The sequence below is a fragment of the Inhella inkyongensis genome (genome assembly GCF_005952805.1).
Lineage (GTDB): Bacteria > Pseudomonadota > Gammaproteobacteria > Burkholderiales > Burkholderiaceae_C > Inhella > Inhella inkyongensis.
In genome coordinates, this window is sequence record NZ_CP040709.1 from 128,646 (window position 1) to 141,311 (window position 12,666).

General features: G+C 67.6%; 17 protein-coding genes. 4 read left to right on the forward strand and 13 right to left on the reverse strand.

Annotation, left to right across the window (positions count from 1 at the left end):
- Positions 1-72: 72 nt before the first annotated feature.
- Both FF090_RS00670 and FF090_RS00675 read right to left on the reverse strand, forming a co-directional pair.
- The gene (locus tag FF090_RS00670) at positions 73-633 is read right to left on the reverse strand and encodes a hypothetical protein (protein ID WP_138854896.1); all 561 of its coding nucleotides are present in this window, start codon (positions 631-633) and stop codon (positions 73-75) included.
- On the reverse strand, positions 630-1,217 hold the full coding sequence (locus FF090_RS00675) for an RBBP9/YdeN family alpha/beta hydrolase (protein ID WP_138854897.1): 588 nt from the start codon (positions 1,215-1,217) through the stop codon (positions 630-632). The genes FF090_RS00670 and FF090_RS00675 overlap by 4 nt, the downstream gene beginning before the upstream one ends.
- On the opposite strand from FF090_RS00675, the gene argC reads away from it, so the two are divergent.
- The gene (gene argC / locus FF090_RS00680; RefSeq protein WP_138854898.1) at positions 1,216-2,166 is read left to right on the forward strand and encodes an N-acetyl-gamma-glutamyl-phosphate reductase; all 951 of its coding nucleotides are present in this window, start codon (positions 1,216-1,218) and stop codon (positions 2,164-2,166) included. The genes FF090_RS00675 and argC overlap by 2 nt on opposite strands.
- 18 nt (positions 2,167-2,184) lie before the next feature.
- Here argC and FF090_RS00685 read toward each other — a convergent pair whose 3' ends face one another.
- The 11 genes from FF090_RS00685 to FF090_RS19710 all read right to left on the reverse strand — a co-directional run bounded on the left by FF090_RS00685 (position 2,185) and on the right by FF090_RS19710 (position 10,742).
- Entirely contained in the window at positions 2,185-3,225 is a 1,041-nt protein-coding gene (locus tag FF090_RS00685; RefSeq protein ID WP_138854899.1) for a hypothetical protein, read from the reverse strand.
- On the reverse strand, positions 3,222-3,908 hold the full coding sequence (locus tag FF090_RS00690) for a YceI family protein (RefSeq protein WP_138854900.1): 687 nt from the start codon (positions 3,906-3,908) through the stop codon (positions 3,222-3,224). Before FF090_RS00690 ends, FF090_RS00685 begins: the two co-directional genes overlap by 4 nt.
- Positions 3,909-4,012: 104 nt before the next feature.
- On the reverse strand, positions 4,013-4,474 hold the full coding sequence (locus FF090_RS00695; protein ID WP_217503007.1) for a hypothetical protein: 462 nt from the start codon (positions 4,472-4,474) through the stop codon (positions 4,013-4,015).
- Complete coding sequence (locus FF090_RS00700; RefSeq protein ID WP_138854901.1) at positions 4,464-5,312, reverse strand: dienelactone hydrolase family protein; 849 nt, start codon at positions 5,310-5,312, stop codon at positions 4,464-4,466. Before FF090_RS00700 ends, FF090_RS00695 begins: the two co-directional genes overlap by 11 nt.
- On the reverse strand, positions 5,302-6,093 hold the full coding sequence (locus tag FF090_RS00705; protein ID WP_175423454.1) for a GNAT family N-acetyltransferase: 792 nt from the start codon (positions 6,091-6,093) through the stop codon (positions 5,302-5,304). Before FF090_RS00705 ends, FF090_RS00700 begins: the two co-directional genes overlap by 11 nt.
- A gap of 7 nt (positions 6,094-6,100) precedes the next feature.
- Positions 6,101-6,871 carry a ParA family protein gene (locus tag FF090_RS00710; protein ID WP_138854903.1) on the reverse strand — a complete coding sequence of 257 codons (771 nt, stop codon included), beginning with the start codon at positions 6,869-6,871 and terminating at the stop codon, positions 6,101-6,103.
- Between the two features lie 40 nt (positions 6,872-6,911).
- A complete protein-coding gene (gene rsmG / locus FF090_RS00715; RefSeq protein WP_138854904.1) occupies positions 6,912-7,556 on the reverse strand; it encodes a 16S rRNA (guanine(527)-N(7))-methyltransferase RsmG in 645 nt (214 codons plus the stop codon).
- On the reverse strand, positions 7,553-8,086 hold the full coding sequence (locus FF090_RS00720) for an isochorismatase family protein (protein ID WP_138854905.1): 534 nt from the start codon (positions 8,084-8,086) through the stop codon (positions 7,553-7,555). Before FF090_RS00720 ends, rsmG begins: the two co-directional genes overlap by 4 nt.
- Entirely contained in the window at positions 8,083-10,083 is a 2,001-nt protein-coding gene (gene mnmG, locus FF090_RS00725) for a tRNA uridine-5-carboxymethylaminomethyl(34) synthesis enzyme MnmG (protein WP_138854906.1), read from the reverse strand. The genes FF090_RS00720 and mnmG overlap by 4 nt, the downstream gene beginning before the upstream one ends.
- 3 nt (positions 10,084-10,086) lie before the next feature.
- The gene (locus FF090_RS00730; RefSeq protein WP_138854907.1) at positions 10,087-10,506 is read right to left on the reverse strand and encodes a type II toxin-antitoxin system VapC family toxin; all 420 of its coding nucleotides are present in this window, start codon (positions 10,504-10,506) and stop codon (positions 10,087-10,089) included.
- Positions 10,503-10,742, reverse strand: coding sequence for a type II toxin-antitoxin system Phd/YefM family antitoxin (locus FF090_RS19710; protein ID WP_310732981.1), 240 nt, complete (start codon positions 10,740-10,742; stop codon positions 10,503-10,505). The genes FF090_RS00730 and FF090_RS19710 overlap by 4 nt, the downstream gene beginning before the upstream one ends.
- A 127-nt stretch (positions 10,743-10,869) precedes the next feature.
- Here FF090_RS19710 and FF090_RS00740 point away from each other — a divergent pair, with 127 nt between their 5' ends.
- The 3 genes from FF090_RS00740 (at position 10,870) to FF090_RS00750 (ending at position 12,637) form a co-directional block, all read left to right on the forward strand.
- Positions 10,870-11,376 (forward strand): DUF1993 domain-containing protein, encoded by a 507-nt coding sequence (locus FF090_RS00740; protein ID WP_138854909.1) that lies wholly within the window; start codon positions 10,870-10,872, stop codon positions 11,374-11,376.
- Entirely contained in the window at positions 11,373-11,891 is a 519-nt protein-coding gene (locus FF090_RS00745; protein WP_246071478.1) for a GFA family protein, read from the forward strand. The genes FF090_RS00740 and FF090_RS00745 overlap by 4 nt, the downstream gene beginning before the upstream one ends.
- A 116-nt stretch (positions 11,892-12,007) precedes the next feature.
- Positions 12,008-12,637: a Crp/Fnr family transcriptional regulator gene (locus FF090_RS00750; RefSeq protein ID WP_138854910.1), complete on the forward strand. Its 630-nt coding sequence runs from the start codon at positions 12,008-12,010 to the stop codon at positions 12,635-12,637.
- The last annotated feature ends 29 nt before the right edge of the window (positions 12,638-12,666 follow it).

The following is a 12,666-nucleotide window of genomic DNA, read 5'->3' on the forward strand; positions in this document are numbered from 1 at the left end:
TTGTGTTAATGCCGCACGACAGGCTTGTGCTTTAGGAAAAATTTACTTCGGTGTTGCAAGATTTCGCGCCCTTCACAGGGCTCGCCGGCGCGCAGTGGGCTGCAGGACGTCGCGATCCAGGTAGGTGCGCAGTCGCAGGCGGCGCGGGTCCATGCGGTCGGGGGCGTCGGCCAGGTGCTGGTGCAGCGCCGTCACTTTGATCCACAGGCCTTTGCTTCGCAGCCCCAGCTCACGACTCTCGCGCCATTGGTTGGAGAAGCGGGCCTTGAGGGCTAGGTCTCGGTCCAGATCGAGCAGGCGGCGCACCGAGCGTTCGGCGATCCACAGCTCGCGGCCATCGTCGTGGATGTCCAGGCTTTGGCCGGCGAAGGCGTAGTGCTGGCCCTGGGCCGGCGCAGCCAGCCCTTGCACGCTGCGGCGCCACAACTCGCCCAGGCTGCGCTCGATCCAGCCTCGCGCGCTGATCAGGATCGCCAGCATGGCGGTGCCAGTGGCCAGCATCCCCCAGAAGCCGCCACTCAGCCATCCCGCCGCCGCGCCGAGCAACACGAACAGCGCATAGCAGGCTGCGCGGAAAGCCAGCCGCTTATGCGGGCTGTTCAGCCACAGGGGATCGTCTTCGGCGGCGCTCATCCCGCCTCCGTCAGGCTGCGCAGGTAGGAGCGGCCCTGCGGCCACAGGCCCAGGCCGGACTCGGCATTCACATGCCCGCGCGTGCCCAAATTGACGCAGCGTGCGCCCCAGGCCTGCGCCAGCGCTGGGGCGCGGCCGGCGCGGTCGAAGGGGTCGTCCGTGCTGTGCAAAACCAAACTGGGGAAGGGCAGAGGCTGCAACACCGGCTGGTTCCAGCTGGGTCGCAGCGCGGCGGGCCAATCCTCTTGGGCCGGGTCCGGCGGGGCCACGAGCAGCGCCCCCAGCACCTTGGCGCGATGCTGGCTGTGTGCGGCCCAGGCGGCCAGCAAATGGCAGCCCAAACTGTGCGCGGCCACCAGGGCGGGACGCGGCAGGTCCATCACCACTTCATCCAGCCGTGCCATCCAGTCGCCGCGTCGGGGTTGCTGCCAGTCGTGCTGCTCGACGCGCAGGTCGCCAAAGTAGCCCTCCCACAGGGTCTGCCAATGGCCAGGGCCGGAATTCAGCCAACCCGGCAGGAGCAGCACGAGAGGGGCGTCGGGGGACGGAGAATCCGCCCCTCCTGAGTTTGGAAGCACAGCCATGGCAACGCGCGTTTTTGTCGACGGTCATGAAGGCACAACCGGCCTTCGGATCCATGAGTATCTGATCGGGCGCTCCGATATCGATCTGCTCGTGATCGACAGCGCCAAGCGCAAGGATGCGCAGGAGCGCGCCCGGCTGTTGAACGCGGCCGATGTGGTCTTCCTCTGCCTGCCCGACGCCGCCGCCAAGGAGGCTGTGGCTCTGATCGAGAACCCCGCCACCTGCGTCATCGACGCCAGCACTGCGCACCGCACCGCGCCGGGCTGGGTCTTTGGCCTGCCCGAGCTGGCGGCGGACCAGCGCGCCAAACTGCGCGCCACCAAACGCATTGCCAACCCGGGTTGCCACGCCTCGGCCTTCATCCTGGCCATGCGCCCGTTGGTGGATGCCGGCCTGGTGCCGATGGACGCGGCCATCACGGCCAATTCCATCACCGGTTACTCGGGCGGCGGCAAGTCCATGATTGCGCAGTACGAGGCCAAGGAAGAGGACTTCGACACCAAGCTGCTGAGCCCGCGCCCCTATGCGCTGGGCCTGACGCACAAGCACCAGCCTGAGATGGCGGCGCACAGCGGTTTGAAGCACCAGCCCCTGTTCCAGCCCATCGTGGGCCCGTTCTACAAGGGTCTGACGGTGAGCCTGCCCCTGCATCTGTCGGCCCTGAAGCCGGGCACCACGCCCGAGCAGATCCACGCTGTGCTGGCCGCGCGCTACAGCGGCGAGCGCTTCATCCGTGTGCTGCCGCTGCGCGATGCCGAGTCCCTGGCGGGCGGCTTCTTCGATGTGCAGGGCTGCAACGACACCAACCGCGTCGATCTGTTCGTGTTCGCCAGCGAGCAGCACGCGATGGTGATGGCGCGCCTGGACAACCTGGGCAAGGGCGCCAGCGGCGCGGCGGTGCAGAGCATGAATGTGCACCTGGGCTGTGATGAGGCCCTTGGCCTTTGAGCGCTTGCGCCGCTGCTTTCAGCGGCAGACGGACTGGAAGTCGTAGACCCGCGGTTCGGGTTTGCTGCCGATGGGCTTGAGCAGCAGGATGCGCTGGCAGACCTCCCGTTGGGTTTGCACCTGCATCTGCGTGCTCTGCCCGATCACGGCGCCATGACCGTTTAGAACGGCCACCGGGGTTTGGACCACGCCAGAGCGCAGGCCTTCTTCTTCGTACACCATGCGAGTCTGGCCGCTGCTGCGGGTCATGGAGGCAGGCGCCCCGAGTGCCTTCACCACCCCGTCCTCGGTGCGGCCGGCCAGGCCCTGGAAGGCTTGCACGACCTTGGTTTGCATGCGCGCCAGCCTGGCGTTGAAGCGCTCGGTGATCTCCATCAGGGCCTTTTGATCTTCGGCTTCTTGCTCCAGGCGTGCCGCACCTTGGGCCAGCAGGGCTTGGCCCTCGCGCTTGCGCCGCTCGAGGTCGGCTGGCGTACCTTCATTGGCATAGGCCGGGCGTTGACCATCGACCCAGAGTTGGCTCCACACGGCGTCCGATAGCTGGGTGCCGATCACGTGTTCGCCAAAGGGCAGCAAGCCAATGGCGCCCAGGGCCACGGGCCGGCCGCCCTTGCGATCGGCTTCCAGGGCGGCGCGCCAACGCGGTTCGTCGCAGGCGATCAGGCGCGCGGCGTCCAGCCAGCCCTGGCCCACGGGCGCCCAATCCATTGGGGGCTGGGGCTGCGCCTTGCCATTGCGCCCCCAGGCGGTGACCTGGGCCAGGCGAGCTTGGCCAGCGGCACAGCGCAGCTCCACGATGAATTGCGTGGTATCGGCGCGCTCGACGGACTCATGCACCGCAATCACTTGCAGTCGGTGCACCATGGGCAGGGGTTGGCCCGGTGGCGGCGGGCGCGAGGGATCCACACTGTCATCCAAGCGCCTTTGCACGCGATCGAACTCGGCCAGAAAGGCGCTCCGATTGGGGCGCTGGCCCTGCAGATCGATGAGAAACCAGTTGCCGGCCTGGACTTGAGCGGTCAACAGCAAGGCCCAGGCAGCAAGGGCAAAGGCCTTCATGGGTTCGGTCGCCCAAGCCCGCGCGCACTCAAATCGCCCGGGGCCTCGAGTTCTGCACCTTGCGCGCCTTCCAGCTGCACCTGCACCTCCATCTCATCGCCCACCAGACTCAGATAGGCGTCGATGCCGAACTCCGAACGCTTGATGCGGGCGCTGGCACTCAGACCGATGGAGGGTTGGCCTGTGATGGCATTGGGCGCGATGCGGTTGAGGCGCAGTTGCAGCTCCACCGGTCGCGTGACGCCACCCAGCGTCAGCTCGCCCTTCAGAACGCCTTGCTGGGCGCCGGTCTTGTGAAGCGCCGTGCTGCGGAATTGGATCTCGGGGCCTTTGAAGAGCTTGGCCCAGGCCTTGTCGCCCCGAATTTGCTGGTTCCACAACGCGTCGCCCATGTCCAATGAAATCAGGGGCAGGGTCACTTCGATGCTGGAGCGGCTCCAGTCCTCGGCGTCGAACAGGAAGTAGCCGGGTTGCAAGCGCAGGCTGCCCATCAGTTGCATGAAGTCCTGGTGCGCAAAGCTGAAGCCCACACGCGAGAGCTTGCCGACGATGGCGTAACGCTGTGGTTCAGCGGCCAGAGCCTGGCAGCTCAAACCAAGCAGGAGGCCTAGCATCCAGCGACGCAGGGTGGGTTTCGTTCGTCGCAGCACCGCAGCGGGTGGCGCGAGCAACTGATGGGTCATCGGGGACTCCGGGTTGGTGGCCGGGCCATTGTTGCGAACCCCCGATGCGTTCGACCTGCCCTTTAGGGCGGGGCACGCCTGCCCAGAAGGGCAGGTTCAGGTGGCTATCTGGCTCGACTTGGGCATTGCATCTGCCCCTGCTGCTCCGCCAGGCCCTGCAGGCGATCGGTCTGAATCTGCTCGGTCAAACTCAGTGCTTGGTAGCCGCGACCGTAGGCCCAGCCATAGCCCCACCGAAAGGGCGTAGGCCACCAGGGGGCACCGCCCAAGCGCACGGCGGCATGCATGCGCGCTGCCTGCTCGGGGTTGCCGGTGGCCTGGCGCACACAGGCGGCGAACTCGGCATCGGAGCGCTCGCGCTCGGCCGCCGTACCGCCGCGCCAGTAGCTCAGGTCATGAGCCACGCAGCAATCGCACCAGTCGGCCTTGGCATCGCGGTCGGAGTAGAGGCTGCAGCCATCGGTGCGGAACTCACGCGGCGCGTCGGCCACGGGGCCGGGGGCCAGGTGACTGCAGGCGCTCAGGCCGCTGACGAGCAGCGCGATCGCGACAGCCCTAAACCCCATGCTGTTTGAACCAGGCCAGGCAACGGGCCCAGGCGTCCTTGGCATCGGCCTCGCGGTAGCTGGGGCGGTAGTCGGCGAAGAAGGCGTGCGGGGCCTCGCGGTAGAGCACGAACTCGCTGCGCTGCGCGGCAAGGCTGCCGCCTTTCAGGGCCGTTTGCATCTGGGCCACCGTGGCCACGGGGATGCCGGTGTCCTGCCCGCCATAGAGGCCCAGCACCGGGGCCTGGAGCTGGCTAACGCGCTCAATCGGGTGCGCCGGTTGCTGCGCCGTGGTGGGCCCCAGCAGGCGGCCATACCAGGCCACCCCCGCCTTGACCTTGGGCTGATGCGCCGCGTAGAGCCAGGTGATGCGGCCGCCATAGCAAAAGCCACTGACGCCCACACGCGCTGCATCGCCGCCGTGGGCCAGGGCCCAGTCCAGGCAGGCGTCCAGATCGCCCAGTACCTGGGCATCGGGGACCTTGCTGATGACCTCGCGGATCAGGGTCTGTGCATCAGGGTGTGCCTGTGCATTGCCCTGGCGCGCAAACAGATCGGGGGCGATGCAGAGGTAACCCGCCTGCGCGAAGCGGCGCGCCACGTCGGCGATGTGGGCATGCAGACCGAAGATTTCACTGACCAGCAGCAGCACCGGCAGCGGGCCGCGCGCCTGGGTCGGGCGGGCCATATAAGCGTGCAAGCTGTGGCCGTCGGGGCGCGCAATCTGGATCTGCTGGCTTTGCAGGCCTTGATCCGGTGTGCTCACGGTGCTGGCGGCCACGGGCAGGGCGGCGGCGGCAAAGCTGCCGATCAGGAAGTCGCGGCGCGCCCCATTGGTTTCGTTCGAATCATTCGACATAAGGTGTTTCACTGCGGTAGTGGTAGCGGTAGGCCAGTACAAAGCCCAGGCGCGTGTAGAGCTGCAGCGCGGCGGCGTTGTCGTCGCTGACCTGCAGGTAGGCGTGGCGCGCGCCCTGTTCGGCGGCGCGTTGAATCAAAGCGCGACACAGGGTCTGGGCATGACCGCGGCGGCGCTGCTCCAGCGGGGTGTAGATGTCGTAGAGACCCGCCAGTCCGTCTTCCAGTGCGATCTGGCCACAGGCCAGTAGGCGGTCCTTGGTGTCGAGCAGCAGATGGCCCTGGTAGCGCACCGGGCTGGCGGCCAGGCGCTCGAAATGGGCCGCGATCTGCTCGGGCGTGTTGCCCCGCAGCTGGCCCACCACTTCGGCGTAGCGGGCGGCGTCCACCGGCAACAGGCGTTGCCCGGCCGGCAGTGCCAGGGGGCCAGGCTTGAGGTCCTGCAGCGCCAGCACCTGGGTTTCGTCGAAGCGGTGCCAGCCGCGCGAGGCCAGCTCGGCGTCCAGATCATGCGGCTGCGTGAAGGGGGTGATGCGCACGATCAGCGGCAGGCTGGCGCTGGCAAACACCGCACGGCAGCGCGCCAGCAGGATGTCTAGCGACAAATGCCCGCGCTGCAGCGCATTGATGCAGCGCGCTCGCTTGGCCTTGCCGGGCGAAAGCCGCAGCAGCCAGCCATCGACCAAGGCCTGCTGCGGCGGTGCGCTGGCGTTCAGCCCGGCGTCCTCGATGCGTCGCGACAGCGTCGCGGAGGGTGGGGCGTCGCGCGGGCGCAGGGTCATGAGGGTCTTAGAGCGCCTTGACCCGCTCCACCATCTCGCGCGCGCAGTCCACATAAGCCTGCGCACCCTTGGAGCTGGGGTCGAAGACCACGCCGGGCTGACCATAGCTGGGCGCCTCGGCCAGGCGCACATTGCGCGGGATGATGGTGTCGAAGACCTTGTCGCCGAAGTGGGCCTTGAGCTGCTCGGCCACCTGGTTCTGCAGGGTGATGCGGGGGTCGAACATCACGCGCAGCAGGCCGATGACCTGCAGTTCGGGGTTCTTGTTCGCGTGCACCTGTTTGATGGTGTTGACCAGATCGGTCAGGCCTTCCAGTGCGTAGTACTCGCACTGCATCGGCACCAGCACGCCGTGGGCACTGCACAGGCCGTTGAGCGTCAGCATGCTCAGGGACGGCGGGCAGTCGATCAGAACCAGGTCGTACTCGGCATCGACCACGGCCAGGGCCTCCTTCAGGCGGCGCTCGCGGCGCTCCAGCCCCACCAGTTCGATCTCGGCGCCGGCCAGGTCGCGATTGGCGCCCAGTACGTCGTAGCCGCCCAGTTCGCTCTTGCGGCGGGCCTCGGCCACGCTGGCATTGCCCAGCAGCACGTCGTAGACCGAGGGGTCCAGGCTGCGTTTGTCCACGCCCGAGCCCATGGTGGCATTGCCCTGGGGGTCCAGGTCCACCAACAGCACGCGCTGGCCGACCTTGGCCAAGCCGGCTGCCAGGTTGACGCAGGTGGTGGTCTTGCCGACGCCGCCTTTTTGGTTGGCGATGCAGAAGATCTTGGCCATGTTCTTGTTTTTCCGAGGAGGGCGGCAGCTTAACTGCGCATCAGGGCTTCAGGCGCATCCAGACGATGCAGCGTTGGGCATCGAGACCTGGAACAGACAGTTGTTCCACGTGGAACACTTCCACATCGGGAGGCAGCGCGGCGATTTCGTCGGCTGGATGCTGGCCCTTGAGTGCCATCCATACCCCGCCGGGTGCCAGCAGGGCGCGGGTCAAGGTCACGAAATCCAGCAGCGAGGCAAAGGCCCGGCTGGTGATGACGGGGAAGGGCGGCAACTGCAGCTGCTCCACCCGGCTGTGTTCGGCACGCAGGTTGTGCAGGCCCAGCTCGGCACCCACCTGGGCCATGAAGCGGGCCTTCTTTTCCACCGTGTCCACACAGCAGACCTCCAGGCTTTCCGCTGCAGCGATGGCGAAGGCGATGCCCGGCAGGCCGCCGCCGCTGCCCACATCCATCAGGCGTGTGGGTTGCCCCTGGGTATGGCGCAGCAGGGGCGGCAGGGCGGCCAGGCTGTCCACCAGATGCAGGCGCAGCATGGCCTCGGGATCACGCACGGCGGTCAGGTTGTAGACCTTGTTCCATTTGCCCAGCAGGGCCAAATAGGCCAACAACTGCTCTTGGCGGGCCTCAGTCACAGGCAGGTCTAGGGCCTGCAGGCTGTGGGCTAGTTCTTCTTTCAGGCTCATGCGGCGCAGTAGTCCTTGGTGCTGATCATCTTGGCGCCGGCGTCTTCCAGGTCTTCGTTGACGCGCTTGCGCACTTCGGTGGCGCTGTGGCCAGCGTGAGGCCAAGTGTGGTGACCATCGCGCACCACGGTCACACCCAGGCCCAGGGCCAGGGCGGCGGTGGCGGTGGCGCTTACGCAGACCTCGCTTTGCAAGCCGGCCAACACCACCTGGTCGGCAGCCACTGCCTGAAGCGCGGCCATCAGGTCTGGCTGGCTGAAGGCATTGGGCTCGGTCTTGATGATTCGGGGCTCATGGGCCTTCGGGTCGAGGCGCGGGTCGATGGCAAATCCGGGGCCTTGCGGATGCATGGGCGAGTCCGCCTGATCTTCGGCATGTTGCACCCAGATCACGGGCTGCCCCCGCCGCCGGGCGGCATCCAGCAGCTGGCGACAGTTGGCCAGCAGCGGGTCCCCATCGGGCATGGGGTCGCAACGCAGGCCATCAAAGGCTCCGCATTGCAGGTCGATCATCAACAGGGCGGCAGTCATGCAGAAGCCTCGGGCACGGGGGAGGTCGCAGTGTCCGCCGTGCCGAAGCCTTTGAAGCGTCCCTTGCGCAAATGAATCAGCAGCAGGGAGATCGCGGCTGGCGTGATGCCCGAGATGCGCGAGGCCTGGCCCAGGGTTTCCGGCCGGTGCTTGGCCAGTTTCTGGCGCGCCTCGATGGACAGGGCGGTGACCTGGGCGTAGTCGAGTTCTTCGGGTAGTTTCAGGTGCTCAAAGGCCGAGGCGCGTGCCACTTCATCCTGTTGTTTGTCGATGTAGCCCGCGTACTTGGTGGCGATTTCCAGCTGCTCGATCACCGCATCAGCCAGCTCGCGCCCCAGTTCAGCCTGCAAGGTTTCACGTGAAACATCAAAGCCCGGCTTACCAATCCTGCCCGCCTCGGCCACGGCGTCGAAGCTTGCACCGGGGCGGCGCAACAGATCGGCCAGCCGGTATTCACGCTCCAGTGCCTTGCCCACCAGGCGTTCGGCATCTTGAGCAGGCAGGCTGTTCGGGTTGACCCAGCTGCTCTTGAAGCGCTCCTGCTCACGCGCCAGGGCATCGCGTTTGCGGCAGAAGGCATCCCAGCGGGCATCGTCCACCAAGCCCAGTTGGCGGCCGGTTTCGGTCAGGCGCAGGTCGGCGTTGTCCTCGCGCAGCTGCAGGCGGAACTCGGCGCGGCTGGTGAACATGCGGTAAGGCTCGGTCACGCCCTGGGTCACCAGGTCGTCCACCAGCACGCCCAGATAGGCCTGGTGGCGCTCCGGCACCCAGGCCTCCAGCCCCTTGACCTGCAGGGCCGCGTTGGCCCCCGCGAACAGGCCTTGGGCGGCCGCTTCCTCATAGCCGGTGGTGCCATTGATCTGGCCGGCGAAGAACAGGCCCTGGATGGACTTGGTCTCGAAGCTGCTCTTGAGTGAGCGCGGGTCGAAGTAGTCGTACTCGATGGCGTAGCCGGGGCGCAGGATGTGGGCGTGCTCCAGGCCCACCATCGAGCGCACGGCGGCCAGCTGGATGTCAAAGGGCAGGGAGGTCGAAATGCCGTTCGGATAGAACTCGTGGGTGGTCAGGCCCTCGGGCTCCAGAAAGATCTGGTGGCTGTCCTTGCCGGCAAAGCGGTTGATCTTGTCTTCGATGCTGGGGCAGTAGCGCGGGCCCACGCCCTCGATCACGCCGGTGAACATGGGGCTGCGGTCGAAGCCGCTGCGGATGATCTCGTGCGTGCGCTCGTTGGTGTGGGTGATCCAGCAAGGTAGCTGGCGCGGGTGCATGGCGCTGCTGCCCACGAAGCTGAACACCGGCATCGGGCTCAAGGACCCATCGGCCTGCGGCATGCCGTCGCCAGGCTGTTCCTGGCACTTGGAAAAGTCGATGCTCTTGCCGTCGATGCGCGGCGGGGTGCCGGTCTTCAGCCGGCCCTGGGGCAGCTTCAGCTCCTTCAGGCGGCTGGAGAGCGACACCGCCGGCGGGTCGCCCGCGCGGCCGGCCGGGTAGTTCTGCAGCCCGATGTGGATGCGGCCGTCCAGGAAGGTGCCGGCCGTCAGCACCACGGCGCGGGCGCGAAAGCGGATGCCGGATTGCGTGACGGCGCCGACGACGCGGTCCCCTTCCACCATCAGGTCATCCACCGCCTGCTGGAACAGGGTCAGGTTGGGCTGGTTCTCCAGCATCCGGCGGATGGCGGCCTTGTAGAGGATGCGATCCGCCTGCGCCCGGGTGGCGCGCACGGCCGGACCCTTGCTGCCATTGAGGATGCGGAACTGGATACCGCCCTCGTCGGTGGCCAGGGCCATGGCGCCGCCCAGGGCATCCACTTCCTTGACCAGATGGCCCTTGCCGATGCCGCCGATGCTGGGGTTGCAGCTCATCTGGCCCAGGGTCTCGATGTTGTGCGTCAGCAGCAGGGTGTTCACGCCCATGCGGGCGGCGGCCAGTGCGGCCTCGGTGCCGGCATGGCCGCCGCCAACCACGATGACGTCGAATTCGGTGGGGTAGAGCATGGGTCAGCTTTCTTCAATCAGTTGCGTCGCCAGACCCTCGGCGCGGGCGGCCTCGGCCTGGCGCGGGTCGGCGGTGATCAGGCGGTCGGCGCCGCAGGCTTGAGCGGCGGCCAGGTGCAGGGCGTCGCTGGCTGGCAGGCGGCTGTGGCGCAACAGCAGGGCCTGGCTCAGGGCCTCAACGCGACGGTCCAGGGCCACGCGTTCGAAGTCCTCGAAGTCCGCCTGCAACAGGCCCAGCAGGCGCTGCAACTCGGGTTCGGGCAGGGCCTCGCGGTGAGCCGCCAGGGCGGACACCAATTCGGCCCGGCAATGTGCGGCCACGGCGACTTGGTGGGCCTGGGCCAGGGCGGCCTGCACGGCCGCGCGGCCCGGTTCGTCCAGGTAGCGCTTCACCAGGGCCGAGGGGTCGAGCAGGATCTTCATGCCCCGCGCCCCTCGATCAGGTGCTGGCTCACTGTCTTGCCGTCGGCCGGCGCCAGGTGGGCGGGCTCGATGGCCTGCTTCCAGGCCGGTTGGGCATCGCGCGCAGCGGCAGCCACCGGCACCAGATCGGCCACCGGCTTGCCATGCCGCAGGATGCGCACGGTCTGGCCCTGTTCGACCAGGTCCAGCGCGGCGGCCACATGGGCGCGGAACTCGCTGAGGGGCAGGGTGTGCATGACAGATTTGTACAAAAAACTCAATCTGTACATTTTCGCCCGAATTGGGAGCGGGGCGGGTCTCCCCGCTGCAAGCCCCAGCGGGCTGCGTGCTTGAATCCACATCACCTTGTTATGGGAGCCTCCCATGTCGATCTCCATGGTCCAAGCCACCAGCCCGCGCTTTATCAACGGGCTGATCAATCTCAGCAAGATCCTGGGCAAGGCGGCCGAGCACGCAGCCGCGCACAAGATCGATCCCCAGGCCTTGTTGCAGGCCCGGCTCTATCCGGACATGTTTGCGCTGACGCGCCAGGTGCAAATTGCCTGCGACCAGGCCAAGGGCGCGGTGGCCCGGCTGGCCGGGCAGGAGCCCCCCAAGCACGAAGACAACGAGCAGAGTTTTGAAGACCTGCAGGCACGCATCAAGAAGACCATCGCCTACATCGAGTCCGTGCCGCTGGTGACTTTGGACGGCAGCGAGAGCCGGGGCATTCACCTGAAGGTCGCTGGCAAGGAACTGACCTTTGTGGGCAGCCAGTACCTGATGGGCTGGGCCTGGCCCAACTTCCACTTCCACAGCAGCATGGCCTACGCCATCCTGCGCCACAACGGCGTGCCGCTGGGCAAGCAGGACTATCTGGGCGAGGTGTGAGCGAGCTCGCCGCCCTCACCGGTCGCTGCGGCTGCGGCCAGGTGCGCTACGCCCTTGATGCATCCCCCATGGTGGTGCATTGCTGCCACTGCCGCTGGTGCCAGCGCGAGACAGGCTCGGCCTTCGTCATCAACGCCATGATCGAGACTGAGCGCCTGCGCCTGCTGCAGGGGCAGACCGCCGAGGTGCTGACGCCCAGTGCCAGCGGCTATGGGCAACGCATCCATCGCTGCCCCAGCTGCCAGGTGGCGCTGTGGAGCCATTACGCCGGGGCTGGGCCGGTGCTGGCCTTTGTGCGCGTGGGCACGCTGGACGAACCCGGGCGCTGCCCGCCCGATGTGCACATCTTCACCGCCAGCAAGCCGTCCTGGCTCACCTTGCCACCCGGCGCCAAGGCTTATGCCGAGTACTACGAGGACCGCGCCGCCGTCTGGCCCGCTCAGGGGCTGGCGCGGCGCGAAGCCTTGCTGCCGGCCATCGAGGCCTGGCAGCGTCAGCGGCGGCCCATGGCCTGAGCGCCGCGCACGAGGCCCGCACGGAGGGATTGCACCCTGCGGCCCGCCACAATCGGCTGCGGGTGCGGCCGCTGAAGCCCCATCGCGAGCTTGTTCGAGACCCTATTCGAGAGCCCATGACCGAACCCACGCTGCCGGGCCTGACGCCCTGGCTGGCGCGCGCATCGCAGCTGCGCGTGCCCGCCGGCACCCGCTTGTTCGACGCCGGCCAACCCTGCCCGGGCTTTCCGGTGGTGGAGTCCGGCGCCGTGCGGGTCAGCCTGGCCTCGCCCGACGGTCGACAGCTGGAGCTCTACCGCGTGGAGCCCGGCGACCTCTGTGTGGTTTCGGCCACCTGCCTGTTTGCAGGGCGCAGCGCCACCGCCCAGGGCGACGCCTTGCAGGAAACCACGCTGCGCCTGATCAGCCCCGCCGATTTCGAGGCCGCCTGCGAGGCCGAGCCGGCGTTGCGCCGCCATGTGATGGGCCTGCTGGCCGAGCGCATGGCCGAGCTGATGGCGGTGGTCGAGGCGGTGGCCTTTCAGCGCCTGGACCAGCGTCTGGCCGCCCTGCTGCTGGCGCGCGGCCCGGTGCTGGCGGCCACCCACCAGCAATTGGCCGATGAACTCGGCACGGTGCGCGAGATCGTCAGCCGCCTGCTGGGCCGCTTTGAGCGCGCCGGCTGGCTGCGCCTGGGTCGTGAGCGCATCGAGCTGCTGGCTCCCGCCGCCCTGCAGGGACTTTGCGCCGGCGCAAACCCTGTGTAACCGCGGTCACTGAAGCGCGGCGCGCGGCG

Bases quoted from the DNA above. Each gene is read 5' to 3' on its own strand.
- FF090_RS00720 (WP_138854905.1), bottom strand. From the start codon at position 8,086: ATGACTGCCGCCCTGTTGATGATCGACCTGCAATGCGGAGCCTTTGAT.
- argC (WP_138854898.1), top strand. From the start codon at position 1,216: ATGGCAACGCGCGTTTTTGTCGACGGTCATGAAGGCACAACCGGCCTT.
- FF090_RS00685 (WP_138854899.1), bottom strand. From the start codon at position 3,225: ATGAAGGCCTTTGCCCTTGCTGCCTGGGCCTTGCTGTTGACCGCTCAA.
- FF090_RS00695 (WP_217503007.1), bottom strand. From the start codon at position 4,474: ATGGGGTTTAGGGCTGTCGCGATCGCGCTGCTCGTCAGCGGCCTGAGC.
- rsmG (WP_138854904.1), bottom strand. From the start codon at position 7,556: ATGAGCCTGAAAGAAGAACTAGCCCACAGCCTGCAGGCCCTAGACCTG.
- FF090_RS19710 (WP_310732981.1), bottom strand. From the start codon at position 10,742: ATGCACACCCTGCCCCTCAGCGAGTTCCGCGCCCATGTGGCCGCCGCG.
- FF090_RS00730 (WP_138854907.1), bottom strand. From the start codon at position 10,506: ATGAAGATCCTGCTCGACCCCTCGGCCCTGGTGAAGCGCTACCTGGAC.
- FF090_RS00700 (WP_138854901.1), bottom strand. From the start codon at position 5,312: ATGTCGAATGATTCGAACGAAACCAATGGGGCGCGCCGCGACTTCCTG.
- FF090_RS00750 (WP_138854910.1), top strand. From the start codon at position 12,008: ATGACCGAACCCACGCTGCCGGGCCTGACGCCCTGGCTGGCGCGCGCA.
- FF090_RS00705 (WP_175423454.1), bottom strand. From the start codon at position 6,093: ATGACCCTGCGCCCGCGCGACGCCCCACCCTCCGCGACGCTGTCGCGA.
- FF090_RS00690 (WP_138854900.1), bottom strand. From the start codon at position 3,908: ATGACCCATCAGTTGCTCGCGCCACCCGCTGCGGTGCTGCGACGAACG.
- FF090_RS00670 (WP_138854896.1), bottom strand. From the start codon at position 633: ATGAGCGCCGCCGAAGACGATCCCCTGTGGCTGAACAGCCCGCATAAG.
- mnmG (WP_138854906.1), bottom strand. From the start codon at position 10,083: ATGCTCTACCCCACCGAATTCGACGTCATCGTGGTTGGCGGCGGCCAT.
- FF090_RS00710 (WP_138854903.1), bottom strand. From the start codon at position 6,871: ATGGCCAAGATCTTCTGCATCGCCAACCAAAAAGGCGGCGTCGGCAAG.
- FF090_RS00740 (WP_138854909.1), top strand. From the start codon at position 10,870: ATGTCGATCTCCATGGTCCAAGCCACCAGCCCGCGCTTTATCAACGGG.
- FF090_RS00675 (WP_138854897.1), bottom strand. From the start codon at position 1,217: ATGGCTGTGCTTCCAAACTCAGGAGGGGCGGATTCTCCGTCCCCCGAC.